The 13219-nt window shown below is 66.9% G+C and carries 14 protein-coding genes; 12 read left to right on the top strand and 2 right to left on the bottom strand.

All coding sequences use genetic code 11. The features are described from left to right. Nucleotides 1-2: 2 nt before the first annotated feature. Nucleotides 3-419, bottom strand: a complete 417-nt coding sequence (locus TBD_RS13080) for a hypothetical protein (protein WP_011313119.1) — start codon at nt 417-419, stop codon at nt 3-5. A gap of 117 nt (nt 420-536) precedes the next feature. Here TBD_RS13080 and TBD_RS13075 point away from each other — a divergent pair, with 117 nt between their 5' ends. Together TBD_RS13075 and TBD_RS13070 are read left to right on the top strand one after the other, a co-directional pair. Beyond that, nucleotides 537-908 (top strand): thioredoxin family protein, encoded by a 372-nt coding sequence (locus TBD_RS13075; protein WP_049750259.1) that lies wholly within the window; start codon nt 537-539, stop codon nt 906-908. Continuing rightward, complete coding sequence (locus TBD_RS13070) at nt 886-1323, top strand: putative toxin-antitoxin system toxin component, PIN family (RefSeq protein WP_011313117.1); 438 nt, start codon at nt 886-888, stop codon at nt 1321-1323. The genes TBD_RS13075 and TBD_RS13070 overlap by 23 nt, the downstream gene beginning before the upstream one ends. On the opposite strand, the gene nhaR is transcribed toward TBD_RS13070, so the two are convergent. Beyond that, entirely contained in the window at nt 1320-2225 is a 906-nt protein-coding gene (gene nhaR, locus TBD_RS13065) for a transcriptional activator NhaR (RefSeq protein ID WP_011313116.1), read from the bottom strand. The genes TBD_RS13070 and nhaR overlap by 4 nt on opposite strands. A 143-nt stretch (nt 2226-2368) precedes the next feature. On the opposite strand from nhaR, the gene htpX reads away from it, so the two are divergent. The 10 genes from htpX (at nt 2369) to TBD_RS13015 (ending at nt 13047) form a co-directional block, all read left to right on the top strand. Beyond that, complete coding sequence (gene htpX, locus TBD_RS13060; RefSeq protein WP_011313115.1) at nt 2369-3244, top strand: protease HtpX; 876 nt, start codon at nt 2369-2371, stop codon at nt 3242-3244. 24 nt (nt 3245-3268) lie between these two features. Then, nucleotides 3269-4246, top strand: coding sequence for a TerC family protein (locus tag TBD_RS13055; RefSeq protein WP_011313114.1), 978 nt, complete (start codon nt 3269-3271; stop codon nt 4244-4246). 39 nt (nt 4247-4285) lie between these two features. Next, complete coding sequence (locus TBD_RS13050; protein ID WP_011313113.1) at nt 4286-5344, top strand: AI-2E family transporter; 1059 nt, start codon at nt 4286-4288, stop codon at nt 5342-5344. 57 nt (nt 5345-5401) lie between these two features. Continuing rightward, complete coding sequence (locus tag TBD_RS13045) at nt 5402-5827, top strand: phosphate-starvation-inducible protein PsiE (protein ID WP_011313112.1); 426 nt, start codon at nt 5402-5404, stop codon at nt 5825-5827. After that, nucleotides 5824-6126 (top strand): hypothetical protein, encoded by a 303-nt coding sequence (locus TBD_RS13040; protein ID WP_011313111.1) that lies wholly within the window; start codon nt 5824-5826, stop codon nt 6124-6126. Before TBD_RS13045 ends, TBD_RS13040 begins: the two co-directional genes overlap by 4 nt. Before the next feature lie 49 nt (nt 6127-6175). Next, a complete protein-coding gene (locus TBD_RS13035) occupies nt 6176-7423 on the top strand; it encodes an RsmB/NOP family class I SAM-dependent RNA methyltransferase (protein WP_011313110.1) in 1248 nt (415 codons plus the stop codon). Between the two features lie 59 nt (nt 7424-7482). After that, nucleotides 7483-9291: an AMP-dependent synthetase/ligase gene (locus TBD_RS13030; RefSeq protein ID WP_011313109.1), complete on the top strand. Its 1809-nt coding sequence runs from the start codon at nt 7483-7485 to the stop codon at nt 9289-9291. Between the two features lie 26 nt (nt 9292-9317). Continuing rightward, nucleotides 9318-10535 carry an OmpP1/FadL family transporter gene (locus TBD_RS13025; RefSeq protein ID WP_011313108.1) on the top strand — a complete coding sequence of 406 codons (1218 nt, stop codon included), beginning with the start codon at nt 9318-9320 and terminating at the stop codon, nt 10533-10535. Between the two features lie 2 nt (nt 10536-10537). Beyond that, on the top strand, nt 10538-11806 hold the full coding sequence (locus tag TBD_RS13020) for a mechanosensitive ion channel family protein (RefSeq protein ID WP_011313107.1): 1269 nt from the start codon (nt 10538-10540) through the stop codon (nt 11804-11806). 68 nt (nt 11807-11874) lie between these two features. Beyond that, on the top strand, nt 11875-13047 hold the full coding sequence (locus tag TBD_RS13015) for a DesA family fatty acid desaturase (protein ID WP_011313106.1): 1173 nt from the start codon (nt 11875-11877) through the stop codon (nt 13045-13047). Nucleotides 13048-13219: the final 172 nt, after the last annotated feature.

Genomic DNA, 13219 nt, shown 5'->3' with positions numbered 1-13219 from the left:
GCTCAGCGCTTCGAGGCCTCGCGGCGGTCGCGAATATCGAGCAGGCTCGCCGGCGCGCCGGGTTTCTGGCGCTCGGCCAGCAGGTGCAGCGCCTGCTGGAATTCGGCGGGCAGGCGCTTCATGGTTTCGCGCGCCTGCGGCTGGTAGTGCACGACCTCGAACGGCACGCGTTCGTCGAGCGCGGTCCGCGCCTGCGGGCGAAACCCCTGCCACGCAAGCTCGACCCAGGCGCGGTTCTGGCTGTCCACGAAAATGAACTCCTCGGCGTCGAGTACGGCCATGTACTGCAGGTTGCGGATCGGCACGAACAGGCAGGTGCCCGCGCGGGCGAGCAGGGTATGCGCGAGGTTGTAGGTCGCGGCAGGGAGATAGCCCGGCAGCCGGGCGATTTCGGTTTCGCGATAGAAACGTTCTTCCATGGCATAACCCTAGCAGCCCTTTTTCGCCGGGTTAAGCATTTTTCGCATCGGCATCCTCACGGGTGGGGATCTCGCCGGTTGAGGCAAAATAGCGCATTCTTCCGACTCCGCACCGCCATGACCGACCTCGACGCGGGCTCCGCCCGGCCACCGATTTTCGACACCGATCTCGCGCGCTTCGACCGCGACGTGATCGACGCTTCGCAGCACCAGCCTATCCTGGTCGATTTCTGGGCCGACTGGTGCCCGCCGTGCCGCGCGCTGACGCCCGTGCTCGAACGCGTGATCGCGCAGCAGGCCGGCAAGCTGCAGCTGGCCAAGATCGAGGTCGATGACGGCGACAACATGAAGCTTGCCGGCCGCTACGGCCTGCGCGGTTTTCCGACCGTCCTCTTGTTCGTGCGTGGCGAGATCGTCGGACGCTTTTCGAGCGCCAAGACCGAGCCCTGGGTGCGCGAGTTCCTGAGTGAGCATATCGAACTCGCCTAGCCTGGTGCTCGACACCAACGTCGTCCTCGACCTGCTGCTTTTCGACGACCCTGCCGTACGCGGCCTGCGCGAGGCCCTCAAGGCCGGGCACTTGCGTTGCGTGGTCTCGGACGCGACCTTCGACGAGTGGCTGCGCGTGTTGTGCTATCCCGAATTCGCGCTGGACCCTGCACGCCAGGCGGCACTCGCCGCCGATTACCGGGCGCTCGCGGAAATGACCGATGCCGTCTGCACCACGGCCTTGCCGCGCTGTCGCGACCCCGACGACCAGAAGTTTCTCGCGCTCGCCGCGGCCGCGCGCGCGGCGGCCCTCGTCAGCAAGGACCGCGCCGTGCTGCGGCTACGGCGGGGCTGCGCGCCGTGGTTCGCGATCGTCACGCCGGCCGAGCTCGGCGCACTGGCGGCGCCGTCCTAATCGTCGTTGGCATGCTGAAAGCGCTGGTGTGCCGCTTCGCTGACGGCGACGACGGCCGGGTGGCTCAGTCGGCGCTCGACCGAAATCGCGAAGAAGCGCTCGCGAATCTCCAGCGTCCGCCCCAGGTCGACCACGGCGTACTGGCGCATCACCTCCCCGGCGGTGCTGAGCGGCACCGGGAACACGCCGGCGCCGGCCTGACCGAATGCGCTCATGAGGGCGCTGTCGTCGAACTCGCCGACAACGACGGGTTGCAGGCCGCGCCGTTCGAGCCAGCGCAGCAAGGGCCCGTGCAAGGCGCTGTCTTCGCCCGGGACGAGAAGCGGTGCGCCGTGCAGGTTGGCGGGGAAGTCGCTGCCCGCGCTTGCGGCGACCGCGGGGGCGGCGAGAAACGCGATGCCGCACTCGCCGAGCGGGTGGCTGTAGCCCTTGACGTCCATCGTCGACGGCAGCGGGCGGTCCGCGAGCACCATGTCGAGGCGGTGGATCGACAGCGCCGCGGCGAGCGCCTCGAGCCGGTCCTCCTTGCATACGAGGCGTACCGGCTCGGCGAGCGTCAGCGCGGGCGCGAGCAGTTGATAGGCGATCGCTTTCGGGACGACGTCGGCGATTCCGACACGGAAGGGGCGCACCGGCGCCGCCGCGCGGTTCTGCAGGGCATCTTCGAGTTCGGCGCCGACCTGGAAGATCTCGTCGGCGTAGGTCAGGGCAGTGTGGCCCGCGTCGGTCAACTCGAGTCGCCGCCCGCTGCGGCGGAACAGCGCGACGCCGAGGCGTTGCTCGAAGGCGCTGAGCTGGCCGGACAGCGTCTGCGGCGTCAGGTGCAGCTTTTCGGCCGCGCGGTTGATCGCCCCGGCCTTGGCCACGGTCCTGAAGTAATGGAGATGCTTGTAGTTGAGCATGGGTTGGCTTTTTCAGTTCGAGACAACCGAATAATAAGCGTATAAAAATCGAATTTTATTGTGTCGTCGCCCTCTATATCCTGTCACGCAAGCGGAGATGGCCCCGGCGGCCGGCCCGCACCCAGGCTTCAAAGGAGAAAAACATGAAACGCATCGTGCTGTTCCTCGCAACCAACCTTGCGATCGTGCTGGTGCTCTCGCTCACCATGCGTCTGCTCGGCGTCGAGCCCTACCTCACGGCCAACGGCCTCAACCTCACGTCGCTGCTGATTTTCGCCGCGGTCATGGGCTTCGGCGGTTCGCTGATTTCGCTCGCGATCTCGAAGTGGATGGCGAAGAAATCGATGGGCGTCCAGGTCATCGAGACACCGGCGAACTCGACCGAGTTCTGGCTCGTCGAGACGGTGAGGAAATACGCCGACGACGCCGGCATCGGCATGCCCGAAGTCGGCATCTTCCCGTCGCCAGAAGTCAACGCCTTCGCCACCGGCATGAACAAGAACAACGCGCTCGTCGCGGTGTCGGCGGGTCTGCTCAGCACGATGACGCGCGCCGAGGCCGAGGCCGTGATCGGCCACGAAGTCGCGCACGTCGCCAATGGCGACATGGTCACGCTCGCGCTCATTCAGGGCGTCGTCAATACCTTCGTGATGTTTCTGTCGCGCATCATCGGCCATACCGTCGATCGCGTCGTGTTCAAGAACGAGGAGGGGCACGGGCCGGCGTTTTTCGTCACGATGATCGTGGCCGAACTCGTGCTCGGCATCCTCGCGTCGATCATCGTCATGTGGTTCTCGCGTCAGCGTGAATTCCGCGCCGACCGCGGCGGTGCCTCGCTCGCCGGCAAGGGCGCGATGATCGCCGCGCTCGAGCGCCTGAGGAGTCTGCATCCGCATCCCTTGCCCGACAAGATGGCGGCCTTCGGTATCGCCGGCGGCGGTGCTGCCGGTCTGAAGCGCCTGTTCATGACGCACCCGCCGCTGGAGGAGCGCATTGCGGCACTGCGCGCCGTACAGTAAGCGTCGGCGCGCCCGGACCTGGACATGGATACAGCCCTGCATATCGGCGAGCCCTGGATGTGGGCCGCGTTCATCGGCTTCGTGCTGGTGATGCTTGCCGTCGACCTCTTCCTGGTCGGCGGCAACAAGGCGCACAAGGTGGGGTTCAAGGAGGCTGCGGCGTGGTCCTTCGTTTGGTTCTCGCTTGCGATGCTGTTCAATCTCGGGCTCTGGTGGTTCCTGCGCGACGCCTACGGCGAAGCGGTCGCCGACACCAAGGCGCTCGAGTTCCTGACCGGCTACCTGATCGAGAAATTGCTCGCGGTCGACAACATCTTCGTCTTTCTGCTGATATTCGGCTTCTTCGCCGTTCCCGCGGAATTGCAGCGCCGCGTGCTGATCTACGGCGTACTCGGCGCGATCGCGATGCGCGCGGTCATGATCCTCGCCGGCGCCTGGCTGGTCCAGGAGTTCCACTGGGTGCTCTATCTGTTCGGCGCCTTCCTCGTCGTCACCGGCGTCAAGATGCTGATGTTCGCCGAGGTCGAACAGGATCTCGCCAAGAATCCGCTGTTGAACTGGGTCAAGCGCCACGTGCGGGTCACCGCGGATTTTCGCGGCGAGAAGTTCTGGGTCATGGAAAACGGCGTGCGCACGTTCACGCCGCTGTTCCTCGTGCTCGTCATGATCGAGTTGTCCGACCTCGTTTTCGCGGTCGATTCGATTCCGGCGATTTTCGCGATCACCACCGACCCCTTCATCGTCTTCACCTCCAACATCTTCGCCATCCTCGGCCTGCGCGCGATGTACTTCATGCTCGCCGGCGTCGCCGAGCGCTTCCATCTGCTCAAGTACGGTCTCGCGCTGGTGCTCGTGTTCGTCGGGACGAAAATGCTGATCGCCGATTTCTACAAGATCCCGATCGGCCTCTCGCTCGGCATCGTCGGCCTTATCATTGCGACTTTCATGTTCGCCAGCCTGTGGGTGACGCGCAAGGCCGACGGCTCCGGCACGCGCCGCTAGCGAGGCGGCCGCCTCGTCGCAGGGCGGCCGAGAGGGATCATGCCGACCGATATCGATTCACCGCTGGCGCGCCGGGCCGTCGCGTTCGCCTTCCTCGTCTTCATCTTCGGACTCACCTTCTGGGTGTTGTCGCCGTTTCTCGCGGCGCTCGCCTGGGCCGGCATCCTGGCCTACGCGACCTGGCCGCTGTATCAGCGCCTGTCGCGCCGGCTGGCGGGACGCGACACGCTGTGCGCGCTGCTGATGACGATTGCGGTGGTGACCATGCTCCTGTTGCCCATGATCTGGGTGACGTCGATGCTGGCCGGCGACGTCTCGGCGGCTTCGGCCCAGCTGCGGCTGGTGGCAACCGAGGGACTGCCGCCGCTGCCCCCCGGCGTGCGAAGCTGGCCCGGCGGCGACTGGCTCGCCGCGCAATACGCGCGCATCCAGGCCGATCCGGCCTGGGTCCGTGCCCAGATCGACGCGCTCGGACTCACCGATGCGCAGCGCCTGAAGGCGGTCGCCGGCGGCGTCGGGCGCAACGTCGCCAAGTTCGCACTGGCCGTATTCGCGCTGTTCTTCCTGTTTCGCCACGGCGCCAGCCTGCTCTCGCAGGTCCGCCGCGTCGCGACCCGCTGGCTCGGCGGCGCGGCGCGCGGCTACATCCACGCCGTCGGGGTGACGGTGCGCGCTGTCGTCTTCGGCATCGTCCTGACCGCGCTCGCGCAGGGGGCGCTCGCCGCGCTCGGCTACTGGGTCGCCGGCGTAGCGGCGCCCGTGCTGTGGGGCGTGATCACCGCACTCGTCGCGCTGATTCCGTTTGTCGGGCCGGTCGTGTGGATCGGGCTCTCGCTGTCGCTGCTCGCCCAGGGCGAGAGCCAGGCCGCGCTCGGACTGTTTCTGTGGGGCGCACTGGTCGTGAGTTGGGTCGACAACCTGATCCGCCCGCTCGTCATCAGTGGGCCGACGCGGATTCCGTTTCTGCTGGTTTTTCTCGGCGTGCTCGGCGGTCTGCAGGCCTTCGGCCTGATCGGTCTGTTCCTCGGTCCGGCGCTGCTCGCGATCTCGGTTGCGATCTGGCGCGAGTGGCTGGTCCGTGTCGAATCGAGCGTCTGAGGTGCGGCGGGCAAGGGCGGGCGATGGTATCCTTGCGCCTCTGTCGTCGAGGTGGCTATGAACCCTGCCAAAGACCGGTTCGCGCGGGTTGCGCTCGGCGCGCTCGGTGTGTTCGAGACGATCGGCCTCGCCGTCATCACGCTGGCGACCCTGGTCGCCGGCGTGTTCGAAGTCGGGGTCATGATCGACGCCGGGACGGTGACGCTGGCCGATCTGCTGCTGCTGTTCCTGTATCTGGAAATTCTTGCGATGGTCGGCCAGTATTTCCGTTCCGGCCAGCTGCCGGTGCGTTTCCCGATTTACATCGCCATCGTCGCGCTCGCGCGCTACCTGGTTCTCGACATGAAAAGTCTCGACGTCTGGCGCATGCTCGGCGTGACCGCGTCGATGCTGCTTCTGGCGTGTGCCGTGCTCGTGATCCGCTACGGACACACGCGTTTCCCCTACGACGAAACGTCCAAAGGTAAAGATTTCCAGCCATGAACAAGACCATGACCTATCCCGGCTACCACCAGGACAAGCACGGCGTCACGACCCTGGGACGCATCGTCCTCGACGCCTGGCTGTTCGGTTTTCTTCCCGAAACCGAGGACTGCGCCGGGTGGCAGCTCGGACAGATGCAGGTGCTCGCCGACAAGATCGAAGCCGAATGGGACAAGTACGGCAATCTGCCGAGTCGGCTGCCGCCCGAATTGCGCGAACGCCACACTGCGCTTTACGCGGCGGCGACCGAGCGCGCGCGCAAGAAAGGCTGGGACCCCGAACTCGGCGACGACGACTAGACCCGCGGGCGACCCGCCCCGACCTTCAACCCCGCCTGTCCCGCCTTCGATGGAATTGACCCCGCCGCTCCTGCAACTCGCCACCCAGGCACTCGACCTGGTGTTGGACTTCAAACGCCCCGCCGATGCCGTGCTGTCGGCCTTCTTCCGCGAGAACAGGAAGCTCGGCGCGCGTGACCGCGGGTTCGTCGCCGAAGCCGTGTTCGGCGTGCTGCGGCGCTACCGCTACCTGTCCCACGTCGTGCCCGCGGCGAATCCGCGCACGCTGATCATCGCCTGGCTGATCAAGATCCAGGGAATGAGCGGGGCGGCGCTGGAGAAGTTCGCCAAACCCGAGCTGGTCGACCACATCCGCAGTGCGCGCCCCGAGGGCTTGCCGCTTGCCGTCACCGCGGAGCTGCCCGACTGGGTGGTCGACAAGCTGCGGCCGTCGATGAGCGACGCCGACATCCTCGCACTCGGCCGGGCGCTGCAGCAGCCCGCGCCGCTCGACGTGCGCGTGAATACCCAGAAGACTGACCGCGACGTCGTGCTCGCGCGGCTGCAGGCCGAGGGCATGGCGGTCGAGATCACGCCCTTTTCGCCGTGGGGCCTGCGCTTCAAGGACCACCCGGCGATCAATCGTCATCCCTTGTTTCTCGACGGCAGCCTCGAGGTGCAGGACGAGGGCAGCCAGTTGCTGGCGCTGCTGCTCGAGGCGCGGCGCGGCGAGATGGTGTGCGATTTCTGCGCAGGCGCCGGCGGCAAGACGCTCGCGGTCGGCGCGACCATGGCCTCGACCGGGCGGCTTTATGCCTTCGACGTCGCGGAAAAGCGGCTCGCCAAGCTGAAGCCGCGGCTCGCGCGTTCGGGGCTGTCGAACGTCATGCCGGAGCTTATCGCTTCGGAGAACGACGTGCGGGTCAAGCGTCTCGCCGGCAAGCTCGACCGCGTGCTCGTCGATGCGCCGTGTTCGGGGCTCGGCACGCTGCGCCGCAACCCCGACCTCAAATTCCGCCAGTCGGCCGAGAGCGTGGCCGAACTCGCGGCGAAGCAGGCGTCGATCGTGCGCGCCGCGGCGAGACTGCTCAAAGTCGGCGGACGTCTGGTCTATGCGACGTGCAGCATCCTGCCCGAGGAGAACGAGGCGATCGTCGAAGGTCTCGTCGCCGAAGGCGGGTTCGCGCTGCAGCCGGTCAATGAAATCCTCGCCCAGCACAAGATTCCGCTCGACACGGGCCCGATGCTCAAACTCTCCCCGGCGATTCACCGGACCGACGGGTTCTTCGCGGCCGTTCTCACCAAGACCGGCGCTTGACCGGCCGAGGCTTTGCCGCTATCAATGCGCCGATTCCCCGGTCTGCCCGCAGAACCCACATGACGGCCTTTCATCCCGACCAGCTCGGCACGCTGTGCGGCCTGTTCCGCGCCCGGGTCGCGGCGACGCCGGCCCGGGTCGCCTACCGCCAGTTCGACGAGGCGCGCGACAGCTGGGTGAGCTTCACCTGGAGCGAGGTCGCGGCAGAGGCCGCGCGCTGGCAGGCGGCGCTCGCACGCGAGGGTCTCGCGCCAGGCGACCGCGTCGCCGTGATGCTGAAGAACTGCGTCGAATGGGTGATCTTCGACCAGGCCGCGCTCGCGCTCGGTCTCGTCACGGTCCCGCTCTATCTCGACGACCGCGCCGAGAGCGCGGCCTACATCCTCGATAACGCCGACGCCAAGCTGCTGCTCGTCGAGGGCCGCTTCCAGCTCAAGAAGCTCGCCGAGATCGCGGCCTCGTCGCCGGGCCTGCAACGCATCGTCTGCCTGGTCGCCCCGGAGAGCCGGCTTGCCGACTGGAGTCCGCGCTTCGTCGTGGCGGCCGAGTGGCTGGAAAACGCCGTCGCCACCGCGGTCCCCGAGCGCAGCCTCGCGCCCGACCTCCTCGCGAGCATCGTCTACACCTCGGGCACCACGGGGCGGCCGAAGGGGGTCATGCTGACGCACGACAACCTGCTGTGGAATGCCTACTACGCTTCGCACTGCGCCGACTTCGGGCCGCACGAGGTGTTTCTCTCCTTCCTTCCGCTGTCGCACACGCTCGAGCGCACGGGCGGCTATTACCTGGCCATGCTGCTCGGCGCCGAAGTCGCCTACGCGCGCTCGATCGCCCAGCTTGCGCAGGATCTGCAGGCCATCCGGCCGACCGTGCTGATCTCGGTGCCGCGCATCTACGAGCGGGTCTACGGCCGCATCCAGGATGGGCTAGAGAAAAAGGGCGCGCCCGCCCGAGCGCTGTTCAGGCTGGCGGTCCATGTCGGCTGGCGGCGCTTCGAGCGCAGCCAGGGGCGTGCGTACTGGCATCCCGAACTGCTGCTCTGGCCGCTGCTCGAGCGGCTCGTCGCGCGCAACGTCACGCAAAAGCTCGGCGGACGCCTGCGGCTGGCGATTTCCGGCGGCGCCGCGCTCTCGCCCGAGGTCGCGCGCGTGTTCATCGGTCTCGGCGTGCCGGTCTACCAGGGCTACGGCCTCACCGAAACGAGCCCGGTCGTGTGCGTGAACCGTCCCGACTCGAATTCGCCCGCGACGATCGGACAGCCACTACCCGGGGTCGAGGTGCGCATCGGCGACAACGACGAACTGCTCACGCGCAGCCGCTGCGTCATGCGCGGCTACTGGAAGGACGAAGCCGCGACACGCGCGATGATCGATGCGGACGGCTGGCTGCACAGCGGCGACCAGGCCCGTGTCGACGCCGACGGTCACTACACGATCATCGGCCGGATCAAGGACATCATCGTGCTGAACAACGGCGAGAAGGTCCCGCCGACCGATATGGAATCGGCGATCCTCCTCGATCCGCTTTTCGAACAGGTGATGGTCGTGGGCGAGGGGCGCCCCTACCTCGCGGCGCTCACCGTGCTGAACGAGGCGCACTGGGAGGCCTTCGCGGCGAGCCTGCATCTCGATCCGGCCCAGCCCGCGACCCTGCGCGACCCCAAGGTCACGCGCGCCCTGACGCACCGCGTCGCGCACCACCTGCGGCATTTCCCCGGCTACGCGCAGATCCGTCGGCTGCACCCGGACCTGCGACCGTGGACCGTCGAAGACGGCCTGCTGACGCCGACCCTCAAGGTCCGGCGTGCGCAGGTGCTCGACCGCTATCGAGCAGCCGTCGAGGCCATGTACGCGAATTTCGCACGTTGATGACTACAAAAACCCAGGAGAACTTCATGTCACTTTGCTTCAAGCGGCTCGCCGCAAGCCTTGCGCTTGCGGCGGCCGGCGGCGCGGCCCACGCGGCCGGCTACGCGCTGATCGAACAGAACGCGAGCGGGCTCGGCAACGCCTACGCGGGCCAGGCGGCCGCGGCGAGCGATGCCAGCACGATCTATTTCAACCCGGCCGGCATGACCCGGCTGCCCGACCGGCAGATCGTCGTCGCCGGGCATCTGATCAAGCCCCGCGCCGAGTTCTCGGGGACGAGCAGCGCCGGCGTCACGGGCGGGCAGGGCGGCGACGCCGGGGACTGGGCCTTCGTCCCGAATGCCTATGTCGCGATGCGCCTGACGCCGGACCTGCATCTGGGCCTCGGCCTCAACAGCCCCTTCGGCCTCAAGACCGAATACGAACCCGAGTGGATCGGCCGTTATCAGGCGATTGAGTCGGAGCTCAAGACGATCAACCTGAATCCGTCCGTCGCCTACAAGCTCAGCGAGACGTTTTCGGTGGGCGCTGGGCTTAATATCCAGTGGATCGAAGCGACGCTGACCCACCGACAGCCGCTTGGGCCACCCCCTTTCCCGGCTCCGTTGCTCAAGATCAAGGGCGACGATTACGGCTGGGGCTACAACCTCGGCGCGCTCTGGCAGGCGACGCCTGCGACGCGCATCGGCGTGTCCTACCGTTCCGAAGTCGACTACACGCTCGAGGGCACGTCGAGCACTTCCGACCCCGTTGTGAACCCCCTCAATGGCCCGGTGACCGCGGAGGTCACGCTGCCGGACAGCGCGTCGCTGAGTCTTTTCCACACGCTCTCCCCGCAGTGGGACCTGTTGGCCGACGTGAGCTGGACGGGCTGGAGCGATTTCGACGACCTGCCGATCCGCGGCACAGTCGACAGCACGACGATCGAAAACTGGAGCGACAGCCTGCGCTATTCGCTCGGCGCAACCTGGCACGCGAACGAAAAATGGAGTCTGCGCGGCGGCATCGCCTACGATGAAGCGCCGGTGTCGGACCGCTATCGCACCCCGCGCATCCCGGACGGCGCGCGCACCTGGGTCGCGCTCGGCGGCCAGTACCGCGTGTCGAAGCGCAGCGCACTCGACTTCGGCTACGCGCACCTGTTCGTCAACGACCCGGGTCTGCAGCCGTCGACGACGACGCTCGACGGCGAATACGACAGCGCGGTCGACATCGTGTCCGCCCAGTTCACGCTGAATTTCTGACCTTGGCCAAGCCCGTCCCCGTCGACAGCCTGCTGACGCGCATCGCCAGCGACGGCTGGGGGCCGGTCGTGCTGTGGCAGATCGGGGTGCTGGCGCTGTGCGCGCTCGCGGTATGGGGCGCGAAACGGCTGTCCAGGCGCTACTTCGCCCGCGTCAGCGCGTGGCCCGCGCCCGAGGCCGGCCGCCAGGTCGGTGCCGCGCTGCTCATGCTGCTCGCACTGCTGCTGGGGCGGGAAACCGCGGCGCTGTGGCTGCCCGACACGCATCTGCTCGACCTCGCGGTGCCGCTCGTGCTCGCGCTCGTCGCCGTGCGCCTGGTCGTCTACGCGCTTCGCTACATCGTGCCGCCGCCGGGGCTGCGCGAATTCTGGGAGCGCTCGGCGAGCTGGCTGATATGGGGCGCGTTCGCACTCCACATCACCGGCATCCTGCCGCGCATCCACGCGGCGATGGAGGCCTTGTCGTTCCAGTCGGGCACGCACCGCTTCTCGCTCTGGCTGCTGCTCGAAGCGGCGGGCGTGATCGGCGTGGCGCTCGTCGTCGCGCTCTCGCTGGCGCGCCTGATCGAAAGCCGCCTGATGGGCGTCGCGCAGATGAATCTCTCCTTGCGCATCGCGCTCGCCAAGGCCGTGCGTACGCTGCTGCTGGTGCTGGCCGTGCTCGTCGCACTGCCCGCGGTGGGCATCGACCTGACCGTGCTCTCGGTGTTCGGCGGCGCGCTCGGCGTCGGCATCGGCTTCGGGCTGCAGAAGGTCGCGAGCAACTACGTGTCGGGCTTCATCATCCTGCTCGACCGTTCGGTCCGCATCGGCGACCTCGTCACCGTCGACAACAAGCACGGCGAAGTGCGCGAGATCAATACGCGCTATACGCTGCTGCGCTCGCTCGACGGCACCGAGAGCAATGTGCCGAACGAGATGCTGATCACGCACACGGTGGTGACCCATCCGCTTTCCAAGCCGGCCGCGCTGCAGGTCACCCTGCCGATCCCGGTGCCCTGCGGCACCGACCTGGAAAAGGCCGAAACCCTGCTGCTCGAAGCCGCGCGCGAGCAAAACCGCGTGCTCGTCGACGACGCGCGCTACGTCCCGCGCGTATTTCTCAAGGAATTTGCCGATAATGGCATCGTGCTGGAACTGGCGGTGTGGGTCCACGATCCTAGTGAAGGTCCGGACAACCTGCGCTCCGCCCTGAATTGGGCGATCTGGCGCAGGTTCCGCGCCGGCGGCGTCGCCCTCGAGAGGGCAAGGCCCGAGGCGGGCAGCAAATAACCCCGGCGTTCGTGAGTTTATTGTCCAATATCAGATATAATTATCTGTTTTTTTAGGAACCCCGAAGCATGCAGTCAGGTTTGTTGGATCTTCCCTGGTGGGGGCTCGTGCTGGTGACCCTGGGTCTGACCCACGTCACCATCGCCGCCGTCACCATCTATCTGCACCGTTCGCAGGCGCACCGTTCGGTCGACCTGCATCCCGTGGTCAGCCATTTCTTCCGCTTCTGGCTGTGGCTGACGTCGGGCATGGTCACCCGCGAGTGGGTCTCGATCCATCGCAAGCACCACGCCAAGTGCGAGACCCCCGAGGACCCGCACAGCCCGCAGACGCGCGGCCTGAAGAAAGTGTTCTGGGAAGGCTCGGAGCTTTACCGGGCCGAGGCCAAAGTCGCCGAGACGCTCGAGAAATACAGCCACGGCACGCCCGACGACTGGGTCGAGCGCAACGTCTACAGCCGCCACTCGGCCAAGGGCATTTTCCTCATGATGGCGATCGACCTCGCCTTGTTCGGGCCGATCGGCCTGACGATCTGGGCCGTACAGATGGCGTGGATCCCGATCACCGCCGCCGGCATCATCAACGGCGTCGGCCATTACTGGGGCTACCGCAACTTCGCCTGCGAGGACGCGAGCACGAACATCCTGCCGTGGGGCATCCTGATCGGCGGCGAGGAATTGCACAACAATCACCACGCCTACGGCACCTCGGCGCGGCTGTCGAACAAATGGTACGAGTTCGACATCGGCTGGCTCTATATCAAGCTGATGTCGTACGCGGGGCTCGCCACGGTGCGCAAGGTCGCGCCGACGGTCAAATGGCAGGCGCCCAAGCCGCTCTGCGATCTCGACACCCTGCAGGCGATCATCACCCATCGCTACGACGTCATGAGCCGCTTCGTGAAGAGCGTACGCGCCGAGAGCGCGGCCGAAATCGCCAAGCTCAGGGCCGGCGCGAACCTGCCGCAAAACTGGAACTTCGACAGCTTCCGCCGCTGGCTGCACAAGGAGCCCGCCGAGCTCGCGGCGGACGACAGGGCCGCGCTCGACACGCTTCTCGGCCGGAGCGAGCGCCTGCAGACCGTCTACCGCATGCGCCAGGAGCTGGCCGCGATCTGGGGCCGCTCGACCGCGAGCCGCGAGCAACTGCTCGAGCAGCTGCAGGCCTGGTGCAAGCGCGCCGAGGAGAGCGGCATCCAGTCCTTGCGGGATTTTTCGGTCCGCCTGCGCTGTTACGCTTGAACCGTATGGGGTGCGCATCCTCGCCGCCGCGCCGCTGCGCGCAGCCCTCACGCCGCCCGTGATCCTGAGCTCCGAGGTCAGCGCATCGACCGGCGGGGCCGTCTAAAAACAACATTTCTGCGCCGGCCGGCGCGCCGAACACGGACGATGCTTGGCCGCTATCCCGTGTTCG

The sequence above is a fragment of the Thiobacillus denitrificans ATCC 25259 genome (assembly GCF_000012745.1).
GTDB classification, from domain to species: domain Bacteria; phylum Pseudomonadota; class Gammaproteobacteria; order Burkholderiales; family Thiobacillaceae; genus Thiobacillus; species Thiobacillus denitrificans_B.
This window is presented reverse-complemented; position numbering and strand designations above follow the sequence as displayed.